21 protein-coding genes are annotated in these 23108 nt (G+C 75.6%); 6 read left to right on the plus strand and 15 right to left on the minus strand.

What is annotated here, in order from left to right:
* Positions 1 to 129 precede the first annotated feature (129 nt).
* The gene (locus DMH08_RS14720; protein WP_233617600.1) at positions 130 to 2910 is read left to right on the plus strand and encodes an FAD-binding and (Fe-S)-binding domain-containing protein; all 2781 of its coding nucleotides are present in this window, start codon (positions 130 to 132) and stop codon (positions 2908 to 2910) included.
* 48 nt (positions 2911 to 2958) lie between these two features.
* On the opposite strand, the gene DMH08_RS14725 is transcribed toward DMH08_RS14720, so the two are convergent.
* Entirely contained in the window at positions 2959 to 3711 is a 753-nt protein-coding gene (locus tag DMH08_RS14725; protein ID WP_125614725.1) for an IclR family transcriptional regulator, read from the minus strand.
* 104 nt (positions 3712 to 3815) lie between these two features.
* On the opposite strand from DMH08_RS14725, the gene DMH08_RS14730 reads away from it, so the two are divergent.
* From DMH08_RS14730 to dmpG, 3 genes are read left to right on the plus strand one after another with little or no spacing between them, the layout of a single operon-like run.
* The gene (locus tag DMH08_RS14730; protein ID WP_125614728.1) at positions 3816 to 4610 is read left to right on the plus strand and encodes a 2-keto-4-pentenoate hydratase; all 795 of its coding nucleotides are present in this window, start codon (positions 3816 to 3818) and stop codon (positions 4608 to 4610) included.
* Entirely contained in the window at positions 4607 to 5503 is an 897-nt protein-coding gene (locus DMH08_RS14735) for an acetaldehyde dehydrogenase (acetylating) (protein WP_125614731.1), read from the plus strand. Before DMH08_RS14730 ends, DMH08_RS14735 begins: the two co-directional genes overlap by 4 nt.
* A complete protein-coding gene (gene dmpG, locus DMH08_RS14740) occupies positions 5500 to 6552 on the plus strand; it encodes a 4-hydroxy-2-oxovalerate aldolase (protein ID WP_125614734.1) in 1053 nt (350 codons plus the stop codon). The genes DMH08_RS14735 and dmpG overlap by 4 nt, the downstream gene beginning before the upstream one ends.
* Before the next feature lie 65 nt (positions 6553 to 6617).
* Here the strand turns inward: dmpG and DMH08_RS14745 are convergent, their stop codons facing one another.
* The 13 genes from DMH08_RS14745 to DMH08_RS14805 form a co-directional block, all read right to left on the minus strand.
* Entirely contained in the window at positions 6618 to 7802 is a 1185-nt protein-coding gene (locus DMH08_RS14745; protein WP_125614736.1) for an MBL fold metallo-hydrolase, read from the minus strand.
* A gap of 56 nt (positions 7803 to 7858) precedes the next feature.
* Complete coding sequence (locus tag DMH08_RS14750; RefSeq protein WP_125614739.1) at positions 7859 to 9283, minus strand: FAD-dependent oxidoreductase; 1425 nt, start codon at positions 9281 to 9283, stop codon at positions 7859 to 7861.
* Entirely contained in the window at positions 9280 to 10077 is a 798-nt protein-coding gene (locus DMH08_RS14755; protein ID WP_125614743.1) for an aspartate/glutamate racemase family protein, read from the minus strand. Before DMH08_RS14755 ends, DMH08_RS14750 begins: the two co-directional genes overlap by 4 nt.
* Entirely contained in the window at positions 10074 to 11507 is a 1434-nt protein-coding gene (tcuA, locus tag DMH08_RS14760) for an FAD-dependent tricarballylate dehydrogenase TcuA (protein ID WP_026401645.1), read from the minus strand. Before tcuA ends, DMH08_RS14755 begins: the two co-directional genes overlap by 4 nt.
* A 68-nt stretch (positions 11508 to 11575) precedes the next feature.
* Positions 11576 to 12166: a cysteine hydrolase family protein gene (locus tag DMH08_RS14765; RefSeq protein ID WP_125614748.1), complete on the minus strand. Its 591-nt coding sequence runs from the start codon at positions 12164 to 12166 to the stop codon at positions 11576 to 11578.
* Positions 12167 to 12191: 25 nt separating this feature from the next.
* Entirely contained in the window at positions 12192 to 12971 is a 780-nt protein-coding gene (locus tag DMH08_RS14770) for an SDR family oxidoreductase (RefSeq protein ID WP_026401643.1), read from the minus strand.
* On the minus strand, positions 12968 to 14338 hold the full coding sequence (locus DMH08_RS14775) for an FAD-dependent oxidoreductase (RefSeq protein WP_125614751.1): 1371 nt from the start codon (positions 14336 to 14338) through the stop codon (positions 12968 to 12970). The genes DMH08_RS14770 and DMH08_RS14775 overlap by 4 nt, the downstream gene beginning before the upstream one ends.
* On the minus strand, positions 14335 to 15234 hold the full coding sequence (locus tag DMH08_RS14780; protein WP_125614754.1) for an isocitrate lyase/PEP mutase family protein: 900 nt from the start codon (positions 15232 to 15234) through the stop codon (positions 14335 to 14337). Before DMH08_RS14780 ends, DMH08_RS14775 begins: the two co-directional genes overlap by 4 nt.
* Before the next feature lie 67 nt (positions 15235 to 15301).
* Positions 15302 to 16474, minus strand: a complete 1173-nt coding sequence (locus tag DMH08_RS14785) for an acyl-CoA dehydrogenase (RefSeq protein ID WP_125614757.1) — start codon at positions 16472 to 16474, stop codon at positions 15302 to 15304.
* Between the two features lie 133 nt (positions 16475 to 16607).
* On the minus strand, positions 16608 to 17234 hold the full coding sequence (locus DMH08_RS14790; RefSeq protein ID WP_233617599.1) for a flavin reductase family protein: 627 nt from the start codon (positions 17232 to 17234) through the stop codon (positions 16608 to 16610).
* A 58-nt stretch (positions 17235 to 17292) separates the two neighbouring features.
* Positions 17293 to 18144: an alpha/beta fold hydrolase gene (locus DMH08_RS14795; RefSeq protein WP_034517064.1), complete on the minus strand. Its 852-nt coding sequence runs from the start codon at positions 18142 to 18144 to the stop codon at positions 17293 to 17295.
* Positions 18144 to 19064, minus strand: coding sequence for a VOC family protein (locus DMH08_RS14800; protein WP_199747796.1), 921 nt, complete (start codon positions 19062 to 19064; stop codon positions 18144 to 18146). Before DMH08_RS14800 ends, DMH08_RS14795 begins: the two co-directional genes overlap by 1 nt.
* Positions 19061 to 20233 (minus strand): acyl-CoA dehydrogenase, encoded by a 1173-nt coding sequence (locus DMH08_RS14805; RefSeq protein WP_026401637.1) that lies wholly within the window; start codon positions 20231 to 20233, stop codon positions 19061 to 19063. Before DMH08_RS14805 ends, DMH08_RS14800 begins: the two co-directional genes overlap by 4 nt.
* 104 nt (positions 20234 to 20337) lie before the next feature.
* On the opposite strand from DMH08_RS14805, the gene DMH08_RS14810 reads away from it, so the two are divergent.
* Together DMH08_RS14810 and DMH08_RS14815 are read left to right on the plus strand one after the other, a co-directional pair.
* Complete coding sequence (locus DMH08_RS14810) at positions 20338 to 21018, plus strand: TetR/AcrR family transcriptional regulator (RefSeq protein ID WP_125614761.1); 681 nt, start codon at positions 20338 to 20340, stop codon at positions 21016 to 21018.
* A 74-nt stretch (positions 21019 to 21092) separates the two neighbouring features.
* Complete coding sequence (locus tag DMH08_RS14815) at positions 21093 to 22151, plus strand: PP2C family protein-serine/threonine phosphatase (RefSeq protein WP_199747797.1); 1059 nt, start codon at positions 21093 to 21095, stop codon at positions 22149 to 22151.
* A gap of 25 nt (positions 22152 to 22176) precedes the next feature.
* Here the strand turns inward: DMH08_RS14815 and DMH08_RS14820 are convergent, their stop codons facing one another.
* Positions 22177 to 23097 (minus strand): NADP-dependent oxidoreductase, encoded by a 921-nt coding sequence (locus tag DMH08_RS14820; protein ID WP_026401634.1) that lies wholly within the window; start codon positions 23095 to 23097, stop codon positions 22177 to 22179.
* Positions 23098 to 23108 lie beyond the last annotated feature (11 nt).

Raw genomic sequence — 23108 nt, forward strand, 5'->3', positions numbered from 1 at the left:
CAGGACGTGCAGGCACGGGGCGACCCGGAACGGGAGGCGGGACCGACATTGACTGCTCAGCGTGACCTGGCGGCGGCGTTGCGGCGGGCCGGGGTGTCCGGGGTGGACGACTCGGCGCTCGCCCGCGCGATGTACTCGTCCGACGCGTCCCTGTACCGGGTGCCGCCGCAGGTGGTGGTGACCCCCCGCGAGACCGGCGAGCTGCCTGCGGCGCTGGCGGTGTGCCGGGAGTTCGGGGTGCCGCTGACGATGCGCGGCGGCGGCACGTCGATCGCGGGCAACGCGGTCGGGCCGGGCGTCGTCGCGGACGTCTCCCGGCATCTGAACCGGGTGCTGGAGGTCGACCCGGACGCGGGGACGGCGCTGGTCGAACCCGGCATCGTCCAGGCGCGGCTGCACGAGATCGCGGGCGCGCACGGGCTGCGGTTCGGGCCGGACCCGTCGACGCGGACGCGGGCGACGCTGGGCGGGATGATCGGCAATAACGCGTGCGGGTCGCGCGCGCTGGGCTACGGCCGCACCAGCGACAACGTGCTCGGGCTCGACGTCGTGGCGGGGACCGGCGAGCGGCTGCGGATCGGCGACGTGCCGGGCGGCGCGGCGGCCGGGGACCTGCGGAGCCCGCTGCTGGAGCGGCTGCGGTCCCTCACCGCCGACCGCCTGGCGCTGATCCGGACGGAGTTCGGGCGGTTCGGGCGGCAGGTGTCGGCGTACTCGCTGGAGCATCTGCTGCCGGAGCGGCGGTTCGACGTGGCGCGCGCCCTGGTCGGCAGCGAGGGGACCCTCGCGCTGACCCTGGCGGCGCGGCTGCGGATGGTGCGGGAGCCGGCGCACCGGCTGCTGGTCGTGCTGGGGTACGGGTCGATGGCCGAGGCCGCCGACGCCGTCCCGGGGATCCTGCCGCACGGGCCGGTCGCGTGCGAGGGCCTGGACTCGCGGATCACGGGCGTGGTGGCGGAGCGGCGCGGGCCCGGCGCCGTCCCCGAGCTGCCGAAGGGCTCGGGGTGGCTGCTGGTGGAGCTCGCCGGGCCGGACGCGGGCGCCCTGCGGGACACGGCGGCGCGGGTCGTCGCCGACGCCGCCTGCACCGGCTCGATGGCGGTCGAGGACATGGCGCTGGCGGACGCCCTGTGGCGGATCCGCGAGGACGGCTCGGGGCTGGTCGCCCGCACGCCGGACGGGGAGCAGGCGCACGCGGGCTGGGAGGACGCGGCCGTCCCGCCGGAGCGGCTGGGCGCCTACCTGCGGGAGTTCGAGGCGCTGCTCGGCGAGCACGGGCTGGCGGGCGTGCCGTACGGGCACTTCGGCGACGGCTGCGTGCACGTGCGCATCGACTTCCCGTTCGGCCGGTCCGGCGGGACGCGGGTGTTCCGCGACTTCCTGCACGACGCCGCCGCGCTGGCCGCCCGGCACGGCGGCACGATGTCCGGGGAGCACGGGGACGGGCGGGCGCGCGGCGAACTGCTCCCCCACATGTACTCGGGCGACGCCCTGGCGCTGTGCGCGGACGTCAAGGACCTGTTCGACCCGGACGGCGTCCTCAACCCGGGGATCATCGTGCGCCCCGCGCCGGTCGACGCCGACCTGCGGGCCGCGCGGGTGCCGCGGGCGACGCGGCGGGAGCTGCCGCTCGGGCTGGCCTACCGGGACGACCGCGGCGACCTGTCGCGGGCCGTCCACCGCTGCACCGGCATCGGCAAGTGCAGGGCCGACAACACGGGCGCGGGCGGTGTGATGTGCCCCTCCTATGTCGCGACCCGGGAGGAGAAGGACTCCACGCGGGCGCGGGCGCGGGTGCTGCAGGAGGTCGTGTCCGGGAAGCTCGGGCCGGACGGGTGGCGCTCCGAGGCACTGCACGAGGTTCTGGACCTGTGCCTGTCCTGCAAGGGGTGCGCGTCCGACTGCCCGACCGGGATCGACATGGCCTCCTACAAGGCGGAGGCCCTGCACCAGCGGTACCGCCGCAGGATCCGCCCGCGCGCGCACTACGCGCTCGGGTGGCTGCCGCGGTGGACGCGCCTGGCCGCGCGCGCCCCCGCGGCGATCCGTCCCGCGAACGCCGCGATGCGGTCGAGGGCGCTGCGGCCCCTCGTCGCGTGGGCCGCCGGGATCGACCGGCGCCGGTCGCTGCCGGAGTTCGCCCCGGTCACGTTCCGCCGCTGGTTCTCCTCGCACACCTCCCCGGAGGGCCGCCGCGGCGACGTCGTCCTGTTCGTGGACACCTTCACCGACGCGTTCTCGCCCGACGTCGGGAAGGCGACCGTGCGGGTGCTGGAGGACGCCGGGTACCGCGTCACCGTGACCGAGCGGCCGGTGTGCTGCGGCATCACGTGGATCTCCACCGGGCAGCTCGACGGGGCGCGCGCCCGGGCGCGCCGCACCGTCCGCGCGCTGCTGCCGCACGTCCGGCGCGGCGCGAAGGTCGTCGGGATGGAGCCGTCGTGCACCGGCGTGCTCCGCGCGGACGCCGAGGAGCTGCTGGCCGGGGTGGACGCGGCCGCCGCCCGGGAGGTGGCCGCCGCGACCCGCACCCTCGCCGAACTGCTCGCCGAGACCGACGGCTGGACGCCGCCCGACCTGTCGGGCGTGTCCGGCATCGCGCAGCCGCACTGCCACCACCACGCCGTCATGGGCTGGCGGCCGGACGCGGCGCTGCTGCGGGACGCGGGCGCCGACGTGCGCGGGATCGGCGGCTGCTGCGGGCTCGCCGGGAACTTCGGCGTCGAGAAGGGCCACCACGACGTGTCGGTCGCCGTCGCCGAGCACCGGCTGCTGCCCGCCGTCCGCGACGCGGCGGACGGCGACGTCGTCCTCGCCGACGGGTTCAGCTGCCGCACCCAGCTCGACTTCCTCGCCGGGCGGACGGGCGAGCACCTCGCCCAGCTCCTCGCCCGCCACCTGCCGGACTAGCGGAGGGCGCGCGGGCGGCCCGGGCCCCGCCGCCGGCCGGGCGGGCGTTCAGCGGCGGGTCCGGGGCCGGCCCAGGGTGCGGGAGAGGGTGAGCGCGGCGGTGTGGACGGCCGGGGCGACGGCGGCGAGCCGCATCCCGGTGGACCAGCCGGACACCGACAGGGCGCCGAGCGCCTCGCCGTCCGGGCCGAGGACCGGGCTGGCGGCGCACACGATGCCGTTGCCGGACTCCTCGCGGTCGTAGGCGACGCCCTCCGCGCGGATCGTCTCGAGCTCCCGGGCGAGCAGGCCGGGCGCCGTGACGCTGCGTCCGGTGGCGCGGACCAGCCCGGCGTCCATGACCGTCCGGACGACCTCCGGCGGGGAGAACGCCAGGATCGCCTTGCCGACCCCGGTGACGTGCGCGGGGAGCCGGCCGCCGACCTGGGACGGCATCGGCGGGCCGCCCGGGGAGCCGAGGATCTCCACGTAGACGACCTCCGCGCCCTCCAGCACCGCGAGGTGGACGGTCTGCCGGGTCGCCTCCCGCAGGTCCGACATGTACGGGACGGCGGCGTCGCGCAGCACCCGCTGGCGCGGCACCCGCTGCCCGATCTCGAACAGCCGCAGCCCGAGCCGCACCCGGGAGCCCTGCCGTTCGAGCAGCCCGGCCTCGACCAGGTCGAGGGCGATGCGGTGCGCCGTCGACTTGGGCAGGCCGCTGCGGCGGGCCAGCTCCGCGGCGCCGAGTCCGTCGTCGTCCGCGCGGAACGCGGTCAGCACCGCGACGACGCGCCGGAGAAAACTGTCATCGGACGACATGACCCCACTTTAGGAGAAGCGTCCCACCGTGCGGGACGCGCGCGTTGCCGCACGGCCGCCCCCGCGGGCAGGCTCGGAACCGCCATAACGACGAAAGGACGGCCATGGACCCCGGTTCGGTGGAGAAGGCCGCGGGCGCGCTGCTGGACGCGTACGCCACCGGCACCCCCATCTCCCCCCTGACGACGGACTACCCCGACATGTCCATCGCCGACGCCTACGCCGTCCAGGCGGTGCAGGTGAAGACGTGGACGGACGCGGGGGCGCGCGTCAAGGGCCACAAGGTCGGGCTGACCTCGGCGGCGATGCAGCGGCAGCTCGGCGTGAACTACCCCGACTCCGGCGTCCTGCTGGACTCGATGTTCCTGCCGGAGAACGACGCCATCGAGCGCGCGCGGTTCCTGCAGCCGCGCGTGGAGCCGGAGGTCGCGTTCGTCCTCGGCCGCCGCCTGGCCGGGCCCGGGGTCACCGCGGCGGACGCCGTCGGCGCCGTCGAGTACGTGCTGCCCGCGCTGGAGGTCATCGACTCCCGCATCGCAGACTGGAAGATCAAGCTGCCGGACACGATCGCCGACAACGCCTCCAGCGGCGGCGTCGTGCTCGGCACGCGGCCCGTCCGGCTGGACGGCCTCGACCTCGCGCTGATGGGCTGCCTGCTGCACCGCAACGGAAACCTGATCGACACGGGGGCGGGCGGCGCCGTGCTGGGCTCGCCGATCAACGCGCTGGTGTGGCTGGCGAACGTGCTCGGCGAGAGCGGCCAGGCGCTGGAGCCCGGCCACGTCGTGCTGCCCGGCTCCATCACCGCGATGGTCCCGGTCGCGCCCGGCGACACCATGACCGCCACGTTCGCCGGAGTCGGGTCCGTCACGGCCCGCTTCGCAGAGGAGGACGCGTGAGCAAGCTCAGCGCCGCGATCGTCGGGCCGGGCAACATCGGCACCGACCTGCTCGTCAAGCTGCTGCGCAGCGACCTGATCGAGGTCCACTCGATGATCGGGGTGGACCCGGAGTCCGACGGCCTGGAGCGCGCCCGCAAGCTGGGCGTCCCGGCGTCGGCGGAGGGCGTGGACTGGCTGCTGAAGCAGCCGACGCTCCCCGACCTGGTGTTCGAGGCGACGTCCGCGAAGGCGCACCTGGCGAACGCGCCGCGCTACGAACAGGCCGGGATCACCGCGATCGACCTGACGCCGGCCGCGGCGGGCCCGTACGTGTGCCCGCCGGTCAACCTGGACTCGCTGGCGGACGTCCCGAACCTCAACATGATCACGTGCGGCGGGCAGGCGACGATCCCGATCGTGCACGCGGTGTCGTCGGTCGTGCCGGTGCCGTACGCGGAGATCGTCGCGTCCATCGCGTCCCGCTCGGCGGGGCCGGGGACGCGCGCGAACATCGACGAGTTCACGCAGACGACGGCCGGCGCGATCGAGCGGGTCGGCGGCGCCGAGCGCGGCAAGGCGATCATCATCCTGAACCCGGTGGACCCGCCGATGATCATGCGGGACACGGTGTTCTGCGCGATCCCCGCGGACGCCGACACCGCGGCGATCGCGGCGTCCGTCGAGAAGATGGTCGCGCACGTCGCCGAGTACGTGCCCGGCTACACGCTGCGGGCCGAACCGCAGTTCGACGAGCCCCGCGACATCTGGAACGGGATGGCCCGCGTCGCGGTGTTCCTCGAGGTCAAGGGCAACGGCGACTACCTGCCGCCCTGGGCCGGCAACCTCGACATCATGACCGCGGCCGCCGCCCGGGTCGGCGAGCAGCTCGCGCGCAGGAAGGTGGCATCATGACGACTCCGGAGACCCCGGCCGAGGCGCCGCAGAAGATCCGGATCACCGACTCGACGCTGCGGGACGGCAGCCACGCGATGGCGCACCGCTTCACCGAGGAGCAGGTCCGCGGCGTCGTCCACGCACTGGACGGCGCGGGCGTCGAGGTCATCGAGGTGACGCACGGCGACGGCCTCGGCGGCTCGTCGTTCAACTACGGCTTCTCGCTCGAGGACGACATCAAGCTCGTCGCGGCCGCCGTGGACGAGGCGACCCGCGCGAAGATCGCGGTGCTGATGCTGCCGGGCCTCGGCACCGTCGAGGACCTGCGCAAGGCGCACGGCGCGGGCGCGTCCGTCGCCCGGATCGCCACGCACTGCACCGAGGCGGACGTGTCCCTGCAGCACTTCGCCGCCGCCCGCGACCTCGGCATGGAGACCGTCGGGTTCCTGATGCTGTCGCACCGGGTCGGGCCGGACGAGCTCGCGAAGCAGGCCCGCATCATGGTGGACGGCGGCGCCCAGTGCGTGTACGTCGTCGACTCGGCGGGCGCGCTCGTCCTCGGCGACGCGCAGGAGCGGATCAGCGCGCTGGTCAAGGAGATCGGGCGCGAGGCGCAGGTCGGCTTCCACGGCCACCAGAACCTGTCGCTGGGCGTCGCGAACTCGGTGCTGGCGCAGCAGAACGGCGCCCTGCAGATCGACGGCGCGCTGTGCGCGCTGGGCGCGGGCGCGGGCAACTCCCCCACCGAGGTGCTGGTCCCGACGTTCGAGCGGCTCGGCGTCCCGACGGGCGTGGACGTGCAGGGCGTGATGGCCGCGGCGGACGACGTCGTCAAGCCGTTCCTGCACCGGCTGCCGTTCGCCGACCGGGGCGCGATCACGCAGGGCTACGCGGGCGTGTACTCGAGCTTCCTGCTGCACGCGGAGCGGGCGGCGGAGCGCTACGACGTGCCGGCGCACGAGATCCTGCAGCGGGTCGGCGAGGCCGGGTACGTCGGCGGCCAGGAGGACATGATCATCGACGTGGCCCTCCAGCTCGCCGCCGAGCGGGAGCAGGCGTCCGCCTGACACCGGGCACGACGGGAGAGGGGCGGGGAGCACGGCTCCCCGCCCCTCTCCGCGCGTGCGGCGCGTCAGCGCCTCCGGCGGCCGACGCCGATCTCCATGAGGTCGCGGCCGACGGTGAGGGCGCCGTCGAAGCCGCGGCCCGCCCGACGCCACCGGCCGTCGGGAAGCCCGCCGGGCACGAAGTGGTGGAGCACGAGCCGCCGCGCCCCGGCGTCCCGCGCCACCCGCCCGACCTGCTCGCTCGTGGTGTGGGCGCCGATCATGTGGTTGACGTAGCCCTCCTTGGTCTCGTCCGGGACCGGGAGCCCCGCGATGCTCTCCTCCACCCACGCCCGGTCGATCACCTCGTGGACGAGGACGTCGCAGCCGGCGGCCAGGTCGACGAGGTTCGGCGACACGGTGGTGTCGCCGGAGAACACGACCGAGCCGTCGTCGGTGTCGAACCGGTACCCGAAGGACGGGGCCATCTGGCCGTGGTCGACGAGCGTCGCCGTGACGCGGACCCGGTCGTCCTCGTAGACGGGCAGGGGCGCCCGCAGGCGCGGGACCGGCCCGCCGGGCGCGGCGCCGTCCGGCAGGGCGATGTCGTGGGCCCGCACGCGGGTCGTGACGTCCGGCGCGCCGGTGTCGAACAGGCGGTCGTTGAAGTCGGTGGCGAACGCGGCGACGAGGGACCGGGTCATGGCCTCCGTCCCGGGCGTGGGGGCGTCCGGGTTGACCGGGCGGGGCACCGGCCGTCCCGCCGGGAACACCTCGGGAAGCCGGCCGCGGTCCCCCGGCCCGTGGACCCGCACCGGGCGGTCGGGGAGGCCGAGGCCGCCGCCGGACGTCCCGTGCAGCAGCAGCGCCGGGTAGTCGGCGATGTGGTCGGAGTGCAGGTGCGTCAGGAAGACGGCGCGGAGGTGCCGGAGGTCGTTCATGCCCTCGCCGGGCCCGAGCAGCCCGGCCGGGCGCAGGTTGTGCAGGGCCGCGGAGCCGAGGTCGACCAGGTAGAGGGCGTCGCCGACGACGACGGCCGAGCAGATGCCGGCGCGGCCGGAGCCGCCCTCCCACCAGATCGGCCCGCCGGACGTGCCGACCAGCACCACCCGCGTCCGGTACCCCCGCGCGGACGGGGACGGCGCCGGGCCCGGGGAGGCGGCGGCGGGCGCGGCGCCCGGCAGTCCGGACGCGCCGAGCGCGCCCGCCGCGAGGCCGGCCGAGCGCAGCAGGCCGCGCCGGGACGGCAGGGACCGGGATTCTTCGCACATGTCAGGCCCTTTCAGGTCGACGAGTGAGGCGGGGAAGCGGCGTGGCGGGGCGGTGGTCACGCCGCGCCGGGCGGGCCGAGGGTCGCGGCGAGGCGGTTCCCGATGATCCACCCGAAGCCGAGGGCGGCGAGCAGGCCGTTCCCGGACATGTAGCCCTCGGTGGACGGCCCGGAGATCCCGCACGCCGAGCCGCCGCCCGCGGAGAGGCCGCCGATGGTGCCGCCGTCGCGGTGCAGGACGCGCCCCTGCTCGTCCACGAGCAGGCCGCCCTGCGTGGTGAGGACGCCGTGCGTGATCCGGCCGGCGTAGAGCGGGAACCGGAGCGGGCCGTGGTCGGCGCCGCGCGGGTCGTCCTCGACGGAGACGGCGCGGAAGGAGGCGAGGGTCGCGGCGAGGGCGTCCGGCGGGAGGCCGAGGGACGCCGCCAGGTCCGCCGCCGAGTCGTGGCGGGAGAAGGCGCCGGCCGCCGCCGACTCGCGCATCAGCTCGGAGCGCATCGCGATCCCGTGCATGCGCTCGTCCCAGATGAGGACGGCCCGGCCGTCGGGGCGCGCGGCGACGAGCCGGCCGAGCTTCGAGTAGCCCTGCGCCTTCTCGTCGGCGAACCGGCGCCCGTCCGTCCCGACGAGCAGCGCGCCGAGGAACGGCAGGACGGGGTTGAGGCGGGTGCCGTGGCCGGGCACGACCATGCCGTGCCCGAGGTAGGCGCCCATGTTGCGGACGGCCGCGCCCAGGCCGGTCCCCCAGCCGATCGCGTCCCCGGTGCTGGTGGAGACGCCGCCGTAGAAGGCGCCGCGGGCGTCCGGGCAGTGCTCGGCCATCATCGCGGCGTTGGCGGCGAACCCGTCGGCGGCCAGCACGACCGCGCGGGCGCGGACGCGGCGGCGGGCGCCGTTCTCCAGCACCTCGACGCCGGTCACCCGGCCGCCCGCCGCGATGAGCCCGACGCCGGGCGTCTCGTCGACGAACGCGATGCCGGGCGCGGCGGCCACCGCGTCGCGGAGCGTCCGGACGAGCAGCGCTCCCCCGGCGCGGCCCGCGTCGGTGTGCAGGCGCGGGACGCTCTGCCCCGCGCGGGCCATGTCCAGGCCGAGCTCGACCGGGTGCCCGAGGTCGTCGGCGAGCCATTCGACGTAGCGGGGCGCGGCCCGGCAGAGGGCGTGCACGACCGGTGCCGACGCGGCGTCGCCGCTGGCGGCGAGGATGTCGCGGGCGTGCCGCTCCGGGGAGTCGTCGACGCCGGCGGCGCGCTGGAAGCGGGTGCCGCCGGCGGCGAGGCTGCCGCTGGAGAAGCGGGTGTTGCAGCCGTCGCGGGTGCTCTTCTCGTAGACGGCGACGACCAGGTCGCGGGCGCGGGCGGCGCGGAGCGCGGCGACGAGGCCGCAGGCCCCGCCGCCGATCACCGCGACGTCCACCTCGTCGTCGTAGCGGCCGTCGAAGGGGGCGTCGCAGGGGGCGTCGCAGGGGGCGTCGGACGTCATGGGCGGTCCAGCCCGTAGAACCGGCGGGCCGCCGCGACCATCTCCGGGTCGGGCTTGGAGAAGTACAGCCCGGTGCGGGGCGGGCGGAGGCCGTCGCGGCGGTACTGGACGGCCCGCGTCTCGGCGAGCGCGAGCGCCGTGCCCAGCGAGTCGATCACCGGGACGCCGTCCACGCGGGACACGCCCTGGTCGGCGAGGAACACGTTGAGCGGCCCCTCCCCCGGCACGATGACGTCCGCGCCCGCGGCGGCGGCCCGGCGCGCGGCCGTCCGGAACGCCTCCAGCAGCGGGCCGGGGTCGGCGTAGGCGGCCATCACGTCGGTGAAGCCCTTCTCGACCTGGACGATCGGCCCGACCAGCGGCCCGAATCCGTAGGCGTCCATGGTGCGGCGGAGCTGCGGCTCCAGCTCGGCGATGAAGTTGACGATCCCGACGCGCGACCCGACCGTCGCCGCGTACGCGACGGACGCGTTGCCGAACGCCACCACGGGGATGTCGACGAGGGTCCGGATCTCCTCGAACCCGGTGTCGGGGATCGTGGCGATGAGGAACGCGTCGTAGCCCTCCTCCTCGGCGCGCAGCGCGGCCCGGACGAACTGCTCCCGGTGCAGGTTCGTCAGGTACAGGTGCCCGATGTGCACGCCCGGATACGAGCCGGGGTAGGTGCCGGGGGCCATCCCGTGCAGCTCGACGGTGGTGCCGGGGCGGGCGGCGGACGCCAGGTGCCGCCGCAGCGCGTCGCGGTAGTGCGGGACGTCGTCCAGGACGGTGAAGCTCTGGTGCCAGATCCTCATCGGCGCGCCGCCTCCGCTCCGGCGATGCGGCCGAACACCGCGCCGCGCAGGACCGACGTCGAACCGGTGTAGTTCGTGTAGTACATCCCGGTCAGCTCGCCCGCCGCGTACAGGCCGGGGATCGGGTCGCCGTCGGTGTCGAGGACCTCCGCGCGGTCGTTCGTCTTCAGGCCGCCGAACGTGAAGACGTTCGAGGCGATGACCGGGTAGGCGTGGAACGGCGCCCGCTCGATCGGGCGCGCCCAGTTCGACTTCGGCGGGACGAGCCCGGCGGTCGCCAGCCCGTCCGGTTCGAGGGGGCGGAACTCCCCGTCCGGGCACGCCCGGTTGAACTCCGCGACCGTCTCGGCGAGGGCGTCCGCGGGGATGCCGAGCCGGGCCGCGAGCTCCTCCAGGGTGTCCGCGGCGACGGGCGGCCGGTCGGTGCGCACGGCGGCCGACAGGTTCGGGACGTCCGCGCAGCCCGCGTCGAAGACCGCGTAGCCGATGCCGTCCGGCTGCGCGTGGATCCGCCGCGCGACCCGCTCGTACCAGGCGTCCACCGGTCCGGGCGCCTCGTCGGCGAACCGGCGGCCGTCCCGGTTGACGAGGATGCCGTACGGGAACGAGAAGACCGCGGCCTCGGCGGCGCCCGAGCGGGGGTCGACGGGCTCGGCGTGGAAGTACGCGAAGTCGCCCGCGGTGGCGGCGCCCGCGTCGAGGGCCATCAGCAGCCCCTCGCCCTTGTTGTAGTGGCCGCCGCGGGCGACCGGGCGGGTGAGGCGCCCGCCGCGCCCGTGGTAGCGGGCCATCAGCTCCGCGCTGCCCTCGTACCCGCCGCAGGCCAGGACGACCCGGCCGCGCAGCTCGCCGCGCGAGGTGCGGACGCCGGCGACCCGGCCGTCCGCGCGCAGCAGTCCCCGCGCCGTGGTCTGGTGGCGGAACGCGACGCCGAGCCGTTCGGCCGCCGCCGTCAGCGCGTCGACCAGGGCGAGGCCGCCGCCGACCGGCATGAGCCGGGTCGTCGAGGTGGTGAGGAACGCGGTGGCGAGCCGTTCGAACCGGACGCCGTGCCCGGCGATCCAGCGCAGCGTCGGCCCGGCCCGCTCGGTCAGCGTCGCGACGACCCGCTGGTCGGCGACGCTCAGCGACCGCAGCGGCGCCGACCAGGACGCCGGGTCGCGCAGCGACTCGACCAGCAGCCCGGGATCGGGGTGCCCCTGGAAGTCGCCGAGCAGCTTCTCCTCGAAGTCGTCGGACACCTCGTCGATCGACTTCATCCGCAGGAACGCCTCGGTGTGGCGGGTGTTGCCGCCCGCGTCCCCGCGCGGCGCGCGCTCGGCCACCGCGACCCGCGCCCCGGCCTCGGCGGCCGCCACCGCCGCCGTCAGCCCGGCGACGCCCGCGCCGACGACGACCACGTCGAAGTCGGTCACGTCGGATCGAGTCACGTCGGACTGAGTCACGTCGGATTCGGTCACGTCGAATTGAGTCACGTCCGTTCGGGTCATGGCTCCCCTCACAGCCCGGCGATGACGTCGGCGGAGGAGCGCACGTCACCGAACATCGGCAGGATCTTCCGGACGGCGACGTCGTGCAGCTCCGGGTCGAACGAGGCGCACATGTCCTCGACGACGGTGACGGCGAGGCCGCTGTCGACGGCCGTGCGGGCGGTCGACTCCACCACGAGGTTCGTCGCGACGCCGCCGAGCACGACGTGCCGGACGCCGGTGCCGAGCAGCATCTCCAGCAGCGGCGTCCCGGCGAACGCGCCGACGCCGCCCTTGTCGACGACCGGCTCGCCCGGCAGCGGCGCCAGGGCGCTCACGATGCGGGCGCCCGGCGCGTCCCGCAGCATGGCGCGCTCGCGCGGGTACGCGTCGAACCGCGCCGACCGGTTGGTGCGCAGTTCGTAGGACGGGTCGAACGCGAGCCGCACGTGGACCACGTACAGGCCGGCGTCCCGCGCCGCGGTGAGGGTCTTCTCGGCGGCGGCGAGGACGCCGCGCCGCTCGACCTGGTCCACCAGCGGGGGCATGCGCATGTGCTCGCCCCGCTCGCACAGCGCGACCTGGTAGTCGAGCATCAGCAGGGCCGTACGGTCGGTCATCGGGGTTCCTTTCGGTTCACGGGGGTCACCACGCCGACCAGCCGCCGTCGACGTAGACGATCTGGCCGGTCATGTAGCGGCCGGCGTCGGAGGCGAGGAGCAGCAGCGGGCCGTCGAGGTCGGCGCCGGGCTCGCCGAGCCGGCCGAGCATGGTGCGCTCGGTCATCCAGCGGAGCCGCTCGGGGTCGTCGCCGAGCGGCGCGGTCATCTCGGTGGGGTAGAACACGGCGGGCGCGAGGCAGTTGACGGTCACGCCGTGCCGGCCGAACTCGGCGGCCATCGACCGCGTCAGGTTGCCGACCCCGGCCTTGGACGCGTAGTACGCCGACTCCGGGACCGGCCCGACGCGCTCGGCGTAGACCGTCGAGAAGTTCACGATCGCGCCGCGGCCGCGCGCGGTCATGCGGCGCCCGGCGGCCCGGTCGAGCAGCCAGGTGCCGGTGAGGTTGACGTCCAGGACGCGCCGCCACTCCTCGAGCGTCGTCTCCTGGACGTCCTTGCGGAGCATCACCCCGGCCGCGTTCACCAGGATGTCCAGGCGCCCGTCGGGGTCGGCGGCGTGCGCGACGAGCGCCTCCACCTGGTCCTCGCGGGTGGCGTCGAAGCGCAGCGCGCGCGCCGGCCGGTTCTCGGCGAGGAGCGTCCCGAGCGTCGCGTCGAGGTCGGCGCCGCGCGACGGCAGGTCCGCGACGACCACCTCGGCGCCCGCCCGGGCGAGCGCGAGCGCGGCGTGCGCGCCGAGGCCGCCCCGGGCGGCGCCCGTGACGAGCGCCCGCCGCCCGGTCAGGTCGAACATTCCGGTCATCGGAGGGCCTCCTCGCTCGCGGCCGTCCCGGCGACGCGGCCGAAGACCGCCGCCTTGCCGAGGGACGTGCCGGTGACGTAGCCCGCGCCGTGGAACCCGCCGGTGACCTCCCCGGCGGCGAACAGGCCCGGGATCGGGTCGCCGTAGACGTCCAGCACCCGCGTGTCGGCGTCGACGGTGATCCCGCCGTAGGTCGCGAGCATCACGGCGGTGCTGGGGTAGCCGTAGAACGGCGGCGTGTCGATCGGACGGGGCGCGCCGACGTCGCCCGACAGCGTCCGGCGGCCGAACGGGTCCGGCGCCCCGGCGGCGATCGCGGCGTTGTAGGCGTCGACCGTCTCCCGCAGCCGGTCGCCCGGGATCCCCAGCCCGTCGGCCAGGTCGCGCAGCGTGTCCGCCCGCCGGATCTGGCCCGCCCGCAGCCGCGGCCGGAAGTCGTAGATCGGCACTTCGGCGTCGGCCCGCTCCAGCACGGGCGCGTCGAAGATCTGGAACGCGACGCCCTCCGGCTGGGCCAGGCAGGCGTCCCCGATCTCCTTGTACGGCAGCGACTCGTCGGTGAACCGCTCGCCGAGGCCGTTCACCGCGATGGCGCCCTTGTACACCGCGAGCAGCCCGTGGCCCTCCTCGGCGGACGACGGCCAGGGGAAGACGCCGAACGTCGCCTTGATGTGCGGCAGGTCGGCGAGCCCGGCGCCGAGCGAGCAGGCCATCTTCAGCCCGTCGCCGTTGCTGCCGGCGCCGCCCGCCTTGACCGCCCGCTCCATGCCGGGGGCGAACCGGGACAGCAGCGCCGGGGCGCGGGAGAAGCCGCCCGTGGCCAGCACCACCGCGCCGGCCCCGACGTGCTCCGCGCCGTCCCGGGACCGGACCCGCACCCCGGCGACCCGGCCGTCCGCGACGGCGGGCCGCTCGGCGGCGCAGCCGAGCCGGACGTGCGCGCCGCGCGAGCGGGCGAGCCGCAGCAGCGTCTCGATCGCCGCCGCCGTGTCGACCGGGTGCGAGCGCGGCACCGACTGCCCGGAGGCGGCGCGCGGCGCGCCGAACCCGACGCCGAGGGAGCGCAGCCACCGGTACGTCCCGAGCTGCTCGCGGCAGTAGGCGTCCACGAGGGCCGGGTCGTTGCGGTGCCGTCCGGTCTCCAGCAGGTCGCGGCGCAGCAGGTCCGGGCCGTCCTCGACGCCCGCCGCGGCCTGCTCGTCCGTCCCGGCGTAGGCGTTGAGGCCGGAGCTGAGGACGGTGCTGCCGCCGGGGGCGGCCGTCTTCTCCAGCAGCAGCACCGACGCGCCCCGCTCGGTCGCGGCGGCCGCCGCGGCGGCGCCCGCGAGCCCGCCGCCCGCGACCACCACGTCGTACCGCGCGGTCACCGGCCGTACCGCCCGTCGGCCTCGGTGTACGCGGGCAGTCCGAAGAGGCGCTGCCGGTCCGCCCACGGCAGCAGCCGGTCGCCGCGGCCGCGGGTCCCGCCCTCGGCGCGCAGGTGCGCGAGGGCCTCCCGCCCGGCGTGCATCATGCTGCGCATCAGGTAGTTGGCGAACAGCGCGACGCGGAAGCCCAGCTCGCCGAGTTCGGCCGTGTCCAGCTCGGGGGTCTTGCCGCCCTCGACGATGTTGGCGATCAGCGGGACCCCGGCCAGCTCGCGGCCGATCGTCCGCATCTCGCCGACGCCGCGCGGCGCCTCCACGAAGATCACCTCGGCTCCGGCGGCGGCGTACGCGCGGGCCCGCCGGATCGCCTCGTCCAGGCCGTGGACGCCGCGCGCGTCCGTCCGGGCGACGAGCACCGGGCCGCCGTCGCCGCGGGCGTCCAGCGCCGCCCGGATCTTGGCGACCATCGCGTCGGCGGAGACGAGCCGGTGGTCGTCGAAGTGGCCGCACCGCTTGTCGAGGACCTGGTCCTCGAGCTGGACGGCCGCCGCGCCCGCCGCGTCGAGCATCCGCATCGTGCGCATCACCGCGAGCGGGCCGCCGTAGCCGGTGTCGGCGTCCACGATCACCGGCAGGTCGGTGGCGCCGGCGAGCCGCTGCACGTGGTCGGCGACCTCCCGCTGGGAGATCAGCCCGATGTCGGGGACGCCGTACTGGGCGTTGGCGAGCCCGGCGCCGGTCAGGTACGCGGTCTCGAACCCGGCTTCCTCGACCAGGCGCAGCCCGGCGGCGTCCGTGACGCCGGGCGCGATGACGACCCGGTCGGACGCGAGCAGCGACCGCAGTTCGGCGCGCCGCCGCGCGGCCGTCTTCCCGGGCAGGATGGCGTGGGTCATCGCCGCACCGCCGCCTCGCGCATGCCGGGGCACCCGGCGTCCGGCGCCTCCGGACGGGCCCCAGGGGTCACAGGTGCACCGCCGGGACGTCGTCGGCGCCGAGCGCGAGGGCGCCGTGCGCGCGGCCGAGGGGGTCGGCCAGCAGGAACGCGTGCCCGATCGCGGCGGTCACGTCCTGGAAGCGGCGGTGCAGCGGGTGGTCGGTGTAGGCGGTGCGGCCGCTGGAGGCGCGCATGAGCCGGGTGACGGCGGCGCCCGCGTCCTGCGCGGAGCGGGCCAGCGCGTAGCGGTGCCGGGCGCGGGTCTCGCGGGACGGCCACTCCCCCGCCTCGGCGGTCGCGGTGAGCTCGGCGGCGACCGCGCGGAGGCCGGTGATGCCGGCGTCGACGGCGTAGGCGTTCTCGGCGAGGTGCCGCTGGACGAGGTGGTCCTCGCGGACGGGGCCGGCGGCGGTGCGGCGGTCGCGGGTCGCGGCGGTCCAGGCGTCCACGAACCCGCGGGCGGCGCCGAGCGCCCCGGCCGCGATGATCGCGTTGAACACGACGGCCCAGGGCAGCCGGTAGAGGGCGCCGGGGTTGACCTCGCGGCCGGGCAGCGGCGTGCCGAGGCCGTAGGTGTAGTCGACGTGCGACTGGGCGCGGTGCGCGGGGACGAACGCGCCGTCGACCACGATGTCGTTGCTGCCCGTCCCGGCGAGCCCGGCGGTGTGCCAGGTGTCCTCGATCGCGTACTGGTCGCGGTCGAGGATCACGCTGACGAAGTCGGCGACGGGCGCACCGTTCCAGTCGCGCTCGCCCGCGATGCCGCCGAGGATGACGCCGTCGGTGTGCAGGCAGCCGGACGAGAACGACCAGCGGCCCGACACCCGGTAGCCGCCGTCCGCGCGCTCGACCTTGCCGGTGGGCGTGTAGGACGACGCGAGCGTGCGGGCGGGGTCGTCGCCCCAGATCTCCCGCTGCGCCTCCTCGGGGAACAGCGCGACCTGCCAGGGGTGGACGCCGACCACGGCGGTGACCCATCCGGCGGCGGGAGCGGCCCGGCCCGCCTCGACGACCGCGTCGAGGAACTCGGCGAGGGGCGTCTCGGCGCCGCCCCAGCGGGCGGGCTGCAGGGCGCGGAGCACGCCGGTGTCCTGGAGGTGCTTCCAGGCGAGGTCGGTCAGCCTGCGCTGCCGCGCGCCCGCCGCGTCCTCCGCGGCGAGGACGGGTGCGGCGGCGCGCACGGCGTCGACGATGGACATGGGGTGGCCCCCTCTGATGTCGTGTGGCGCTGATGTCATGTAGCACTTACTACAGGGAAATGGGCGTGCAGCGGCCCGGGCGGATGCGGAGACGAGGGCTCCGGGAAGCGGGTCGCCGGGTCGAGGCGGGCCGTCAGGAGGCGAGCGGCTCCCGGTAGCCGCCGTAGCCGCCCCGGTAGAAGATGAGCGGCCCGCCGGTCCCGCGCACGCCCATGTCGACGACGCGGCCGAGCGCGAGGAAGTGGTCCCCGGCCTCGGTGACCCGCTCCAGGCGGCAGTCGATCCAGGTGAGCGAGTCGTCCAGGACGGGCGAGCCGGTCGGCCCCGGGGTCCAGCCGAGCGACGCGAACTTGTCGGCGCCGCGCGTGGCGAACCGGCGGCAGACGTCCTGGTGCTCCTCGCCCAGGACGTTCACGCAGAAGCGGCCCGCCTCGCGGATGCGCGGCCACGTCGTGGACCCGGCGTCGGGGAAGAAGCCGACCAGCGCCGGGCGCAGCGACACCGAGGTGAACGAGCCGACCGCCATGCCGACCGGCTCCTCCTCCCCCGGCGGGCCGTGCATCGCCGTGACGGCCACGACGCCCGTCGGGTAGTGGGACAGGACGCGCCGCAGCGCGTCCGGCGCGATGTCGGGGGCCCGCGGCACGCTCTCCGGGGCCGCGGCCGGCATCGCGTCATGGGCGTGCGGCGCCGTGCCGGCCGCCCCGGCCGCCCCGGCCGTCCGGTGCGCCGTGTCCCGGCCGGTGTCTCGGATGGTCATCGGTCCTCCTTTCGCCGGGGCGCCGCGCGGACGGGCGCGGCGCCCCCTCACGGACGTGTCAGAACGCGCCCCGGACGAACCCGTCGACGAGGTTCGCGAAGGTCTCGGGGTGCTCGATCTGGCTCCAGTGCCCGCAGTTCGGCACGATGTGCAGCCGCGCGTTCGGGATGTGCCGGGCCAGGTAGTGGCTCACCTCGGGCGGGACGATCTTGTCCTCGCGGGCCGCGACGACCAGCACGTCCTTGTCGATCTTCGCCAGTTCCTCGGGCCGCCAGCCGATGCGGCCGCCCGCGCTGAAGTCGAACGTCGCGAGGTGCGAGCGGCGCACGTCCTCGCGCAGCGCGCGCGGCATCCGCCCGGCGGCGATCTCCCCGAGGCGGGGTCCGAACGCGGACGGGTCGTGGACGAACAGCGTGAGCAGCTCGGCCATCGCCTCCTCGGTCGGGTCGTCGTAGAAGCCGATCAGCTTCGCCAGCCCCGGCAGCGGCTTCAGGTCGGGCATGCCGCCGCTGCCCATGAGGATCACCTTCCCGACCCGCTCCGGCCGCTCCAGGGTCATGGCCAGGGACATCTGCCCGCCGTAGGAGTTGCCGACGAGCGTGACGCGGTCGATGCCGAGGGCGTCGAGCAGCTTCCAGGTCGCGGCGACGCGCAGCTCGGTGAAGGCGGCCATGCCGCGCGGCGGCGGGTTCGGGTGGTCGGAGTCGCCGAAGCCGAGCGTGTCGGGCGCGATGCAGTGGTAGCGGTCGCCGAGGTCGCCGATCAGCCGCTCCCAGTTCGACAGCCCGCTGACGCCCGGCCCGGAGCCGTGCAGGAACAGCAGCGGCTCGGCGGACGGGTCGCCGGACGTGCTGACCCGCAGCCGGTGCTCCCCGGCCTGGACGTCGGTGGTGGTGATCTCCGCGGGCATCAGGCGCTCTCCTCCGTGGCGGCGGGCTTGTTGAACAGGGCGAACGGGAGCTTCTCGCGGTGCTCGGTGCCGCGGTGGCCCCAGATCTTGGTGCTGGTGTAGGTGGCGGGCTCCCACAGCGCGTCGTCCACGACCACGCCGCCCTGGCCGTACTCGAGGTTGAAGCCGGCCGGCGTGTAAAGGTAGAAGGACGTCGCGCGGTCGTTGGTGTGGCGGCCGAGGGTCAGCACGATCGGGACGTCGCGCTCCTCGCAGAGGTCGTAGGCGATGCCGACGTCGTCCAGCGACTCGACCTCGACCATGAGGTGCTGGAAGCCGCTCGTGCCCGGGATCTCGGCGATCGCGAGCGAGTGGTGGCGTCCGTTGACGTGGTAGAACTGCGCGTTCAGCGGCGGGTCGACGATGCGGTCGGACAGCTTGAAGCCGAGGACCTCGGTGAAGAACGCGTTGGCCTCGGCCATGTCCGGGACGACGAGGACCGCGTGCCCGAGCCCCTGCGGGCCGGTGACGAACCCGCCCGACATCGCCCGTCCCGGCCGGAACCCGCCCGGATGCCGCCGCTGGCCCCACGACAGCTCGTGCCGGTTGCCGAACGGGTCGGTGAACGAGACGAGCGCGGCGACGCCGCGTTCGGCGGCGAGCCCGGCGTCCTCCTCCCGCACCTCGATGCCGCGGTCGCGCAGGCGCGCGGCGAGCTCCGCCATCGCGTCGGGGGTGCGGACGCCCCAGCCGAGGTACTCGTGCGCGTGCTCCCCGCCGGGGTGGATCACGAGGCGGTAGTCGGCGTCGTCGACGCGCAGGCGCACGGCGCCGTCGCCGCCGCGCCCGGCGACCTCCATCCCGAGCACCTCCGGGCCGAACGCCAGCCACTCCTCGTAGGCGGGCGAGGAGAAACCGATGTAGTCGAGCGACTGGATCACAGCTGTACCTCCGGCGGCGTGGCGCCCAGGACGCGGGCGGCGTAGGCGAGGGCGACGTTGTCGGTGGCGAGGAACGCGTGGCCGAGGGCGGCGACGATGTCCTGGAACCGGCCGTGCAGCGGGTGGTCGAGGTAGGCGACGCGGCCGGAGGAGATCCGGTAGAGGTCGGCGACCGCGTCCCCGGCCAGCTCGCAGCCGCGGTTGACGTCCCAGCGCAGCCGGGCCCGCTCCTCCTTCTCGACGTACCGGCCCGACTCCCCCGCCTCGGTGATCGTCACGGCGGCGTTGCGCATCTTCGCGACGGCGGCGTCGAGCGTCCAGTACGCGTCGGCCAGGTGCTTCTGGACGAGCGGGTCCTCGCCGACCTTCCCGCCCCAGTTCGCCCGCCGCTCGCGGGTGGTCCTCGTCCACTCGTCCAGGAACCCCTGCGCCATGCCGAGGGTCGGCGCGACGAGGACGAGGTTGAACAGCGTCGCCCACGGCAGCCGGTAGCGCGGGCCGGGGTTGGTCTCCTGGCCGGGGGCGAGGACGCCCGGCAGGTACTCGTAGCGGACGTGGGACAGGAACCGGCGCGCGGGGACGACGACGTCCTCGACGACGATGTCCTTGCTGCCGGTGCCCTTGAGCCCGGAGGTGTGCCAGTTGTCGTCGATGCGGTACTCGCCGCGCAGCAGGATGAGCGACCCGTAGTCGGGGACGCGCGCGCCGCCGGCGTCCGCCTCCCCGGCGATGCCGCCGAGGATGACGCCGTGGCCGTGGTCGCAGCCGGAGGAGAACGACCAGCGGCCGCTCACCCGGTAGCCCCCGTCCACGGGGACGACCTTGCCGGTCGGCGCGTACGACGACGACAGCATGCGGGACGCGTCCTCGCCCCAGAGCTCCTTCTGCGTCTCCTCGGGGAACAGGGCGCTCTGCCACGGGTGGGAGCCGACGACGCCGGCGACCCAGCCCGCGGACGGCGCGACCCGCGCCACCTCGAACACGCCGTCCAGGAAGTCGGCGAGCGGCGCCTCGCCGCCGCCCCAGCGGGCGGGCTGCAGGGCCCGCAGGACGCCCGTCTCGAGCAGCAGCCGCCAGGTCTCGGCGGTGAGCGAGCGGTCGCGGACGGCGACGCGCTCCTGCTCGGCGAGGCCGGGGGCGGCCGCCCGCACCCGTTCAGCGATCGTCATGGACGACCCCCTGTCGTCTGTAGTGAACATTCTTCCCTGTAGTAAGCGTTACAGGATGTTGTGCGGCAACCTACGCCTCGCCGGCGTGTGATAGCAAGAGGTCCGTGGCCCCCAAAACAGATCGACGCACCCAGCACAGCGGCGAGACGCGCCGCCGCATCCTGCGCGCCGCCGCCGAGATCGCGGCCGAGCGCGGCTACGACGGGACGAGCGTCGCCCTGGTCACCAAGCGCTCCGGGCTCCCGGCCAGCTCCGTCTACTGGCACTTCGGCAGCAAGGACGACCTGCTCGCCGCGGTGATCGAGCACAGCTACACCGAGTGGCTGCCCGCCCGCCCCCGCTGGGCGCCGCCCGAGCCCGGCACGGACCGCATCGAGTACCTGCGCAACTGGCTCCGCGAGGCCGGGCAGAGCTTCGCCGACCGCCCGGTGTTCATGCGCCTCGGGCTGATGCTGCTGCTGGAGCGCCGCGCCGAGGAGCCCGCCGCCCGCGCCCGCTTCCAGCAGATCCGCGCGGAGATGCTCACCGCGATGGCCGACTGGTGGGGCGCCGTGCTGCCCGGCGAGGTCGTCGAGCGGCGCCCCGACCTGCCCGGGCTGCTCGCGCAGCTGAACATGGCGGCGTCCGACGGCCTCTACGCGATGTCCGCCGGGGACCCCTCGATCGACATGAACGCCCTCCAGGACCTGCTCGCGACCGCCCTCGACTCCGTCGCCGACCGCATCGCCCGCGAGGCCGCCGGGGACGCCGGGGCGGGCGGGGCCGGGGGCTCCGGCGGCGTCTGAAACCGCGGGCCGGGCGGCCGTCCGTGGCGCTAAGCTGCTGCTTCAGGCAGTCGGCCGTCCGGGGGGCGTCACAGGTGGAGCTCGGCACGCGCCGCGACGGGCCGCTCCCCCTGCGGGTGCTGCCGTTCGCGGCGCTGGCGGTCATCTCCGTCGTCGACTTCTCCGCCGGCCCCACCGTCGGATACCTGCCGCTGCTCGCGCTCGGCCCCGCGTTCGCCAGCCTCTTCGGCGGCGTCCTGCGCACCCTGTTCGTGGGCGTGCTCGCGATCGTCCTCTGCACGCTGCTCGGCGCCTACAGCGACGTCCTCGGCACCTTCCGGACGAACCTGACGTTCGTCTCCATCGGCGGCGTCACCGTCGCCGGGACGATCGCCGCGGTCTACCGGCAGCGCCGCGAGCGCGAGCTCGCCGACGTGCGCAACATCGCCGAGGTCGCCCAGCGGGTGCTGCTGCGCCCGATGCCGCGGCGCGTCGGGCCGGTGCGCGCGACCGTCCGGTACATCTCCGCCGCGGCGGGGGCGCGGATCGGCGGCGACCTCTACGAGGTGGTGCAGACCGCGCGGGGCGTGCGCGTCATCGTCGGCGACGTGCAGGGCAAGGGCCTGGACGCCGTCGAGACCGCCGCGGTCGTCCTCGGCGCCTTCCGCGAGGCCGCCTACGACGAGGCGGACCTGCACGGCGTCGCCGGGCGCATCGAGCGGGCGCTCGCCCGGCAGCTCGGCAGCGAGCAGTTCGTCACGGCCCTGCTCGCCGAGGTCCACGAGGACGACGGCGTCACGCTGCTGAACCGCGGGCACCCGCCGCCGCTGCTAATCCGCTCCGACGCCTCGACCGCGACGCTCGACCCGCCCGAGCCCGCGCCGCCGCTCGGCCTCTCCGTCCTGGTCGAGGAACCCGCCCCGAGCACCCGCGTCGACCTCTTCCCCGGCGACCAGATGCTGCTCTACACCGACGGCGTCATCGAGGCCCGCGACGCCGACGGGGTCTTCTACCCGCTCACCGAGCGGGTCGGCGTGCTGGCCGCGGACGACCCCGAGGACGCCCTCGACGGCCTGCAGTCCGACCTGCTCTCCTACGTCGGCGCGCCGCTCGACGACGACGCCGCGATGCTGCTGCTGCGCCGCCGCGTCTGACCCGGGGCGGCGGGCTCCTCGGCGGCTACGGTTCGATGACCAGCTTGCCGCGCGTGTGCCCCTCGCGGCTCGCGTCGAACGCCTCCCCGACCCGGTCGAGCTTGTACGTCGCGGCGACGTCCACGGTGAGCGCCCCGCGCTCCGCCATGTCCGCGAGCTCGGCGAGCTTCGCGCCGTCCGGCCGCACCCAGATCCAGTGCCCGCCGTGCTCGGCGGCGGAGGGGTCGGCGACCGACGCGTGCCGCCCCCCGGGCGCGAGCACGGCCAGCGTCGTGTCGAGCTGCCCGCCCGCGAAGTCGGCGACCGCCGTGACCCCGTCCGGCGCGGCCTCCCGCACCCGCTCGACGAGCCCCTCCCCGTACACGAGGGGTTCGGCGCCGCGCCCCCGCAGGTGCGGGTGGTTGCGCTCGGACGCCGTCCCGATCACGGACGCGCCCCGCGCCCGGGCCATCTGCACGGCGAGGTCGCCGACGCCGCCGGACGCGCCGTGGATCAGCAGCGTGTCGCCGGGGCCGACCTCGAGCCGGTCCAGGGTGCGCTGCGCGGTCATCCCGGCCAGCGGCAGCCCGCCCGCCTGCCGCCAGTCCAGCGTCGTCGGCTTGCGGGACACCGCCCAGGCCGACACCGCCACGTACTCGGCGAACGTGCCCGCCCGCACCACGTCCTTGCGGGCGTAGGACATCACCTCGTCCCCGACGGCGAACTCGGGCGTGTCCGGCCCGACGGCCCGCACCACCCCGGCGACGTCCCAGCCGGGGATGACGGGGAACAGCGCCTCCATCATCCCTTCCAGACCGCCCGCCATCACCTTCCAGTCGACCGGGTTCACTCCGGCCGCCCACACCTCGATCAGCACCTGCCCGGGGCCCACCCGCGGATCCGGGACGTCCCCGATCTCCAGCCGCGAGTTGTCCTCCGCGAAGGCCGCATAAGTCACAGCGCGCATGACCACACACA

The sequence above is a fragment of the Actinomadura sp. WAC 06369 genome (assembly GCF_003947565.1).
GTDB classification, from domain to species: domain Bacteria; phylum Actinomycetota; class Actinomycetes; order Streptosporangiales; family Streptosporangiaceae; genus Spirillospora; species Spirillospora rifamycini.

Bases quoted from the DNA above. Each gene is read 5' to 3' on its own strand.
- DMH08_RS14720 (WP_233617600.1), top strand. From the start codon at position 130: ATGTACTCGTCCGACGCGTCCCTGTACCGGGTGCCGCCGCAGGTGGTG.
- DMH08_RS14725 (WP_125614725.1), bottom strand. From the start codon at position 3,711: ATGTCGTCCGATGACAGTTTTCTCCGGCGCGTCGTCGCGGTGCTGACC.
- DMH08_RS14730 (WP_125614728.1), top strand. From the start codon at position 3,816: ATGGACCCCGGTTCGGTGGAGAAGGCCGCGGGCGCGCTGCTGGACGCG.
- dmpG (WP_125614734.1), top strand. From the start codon at position 5,500: ATGACGACTCCGGAGACCCCGGCCGAGGCGCCGCAGAAGATCCGGATC.
- DMH08_RS14745 (WP_125614736.1), bottom strand. From the start codon at position 7,802: ATGTGCGAAGAATCCCGGTCCCTGCCGTCCCGGCGCGGCCTGCTGCGC.
- DMH08_RS14750 (WP_125614739.1), bottom strand. From the start codon at position 9,283: ATGACGTCCGACGCCCCCTGCGACGCCCCCTGCGACGCCCCCTTCGAC.
- DMH08_RS14755 (WP_125614743.1), bottom strand. From the start codon at position 10,077: ATGAGGATCTGGCACCAGAGCTTCACCGTCCTGGACGACGTCCCGCAC.
- DMH08_RS14765 (WP_125614748.1), bottom strand. From the start codon at position 12,166: ATGACCGACCGTACGGCCCTGCTGATGCTCGACTACCAGGTCGCGCTG.
- DMH08_RS14770 (WP_026401643.1), bottom strand. From the start codon at position 12,971: ATGACCGGAATGTTCGACCTGACCGGGCGGCGGGCGCTCGTCACGGGC.
- DMH08_RS14780 (WP_125614754.1), bottom strand. From the start codon at position 15,234: ATGACCCACGCCATCCTGCCCGGGAAGACGGCCGCGCGGCGGCGCGCC.
- DMH08_RS14785 (WP_125614757.1), bottom strand. From the start codon at position 16,474: ATGTCCATCGTCGACGCCGTGCGCGCCGCCGCACCCGTCCTCGCCGCG.
- DMH08_RS14790 (WP_233617599.1), bottom strand. From the start codon at position 17,234: ATGACCATCCGAGACACCGGCCGGGACACGGCGCACCGGACGGCCGGG.
- DMH08_RS14795 (WP_034517064.1), bottom strand. From the start codon at position 18,144: ATGCCCGCGGAGATCACCACCACCGACGTCCAGGCCGGGGAGCACCGG.
- DMH08_RS14805 (WP_026401637.1), bottom strand. From the start codon at position 20,233: ATGACGATCGCTGAACGGGTGCGGGCGGCCGCCCCCGGCCTCGCCGAG.
- DMH08_RS14820 (WP_026401634.1), bottom strand. From the start codon at position 23,097: ATGCGCGCTGTGACTTATGCGGCCTTCGCGGAGGACAACTCGCGGCTG.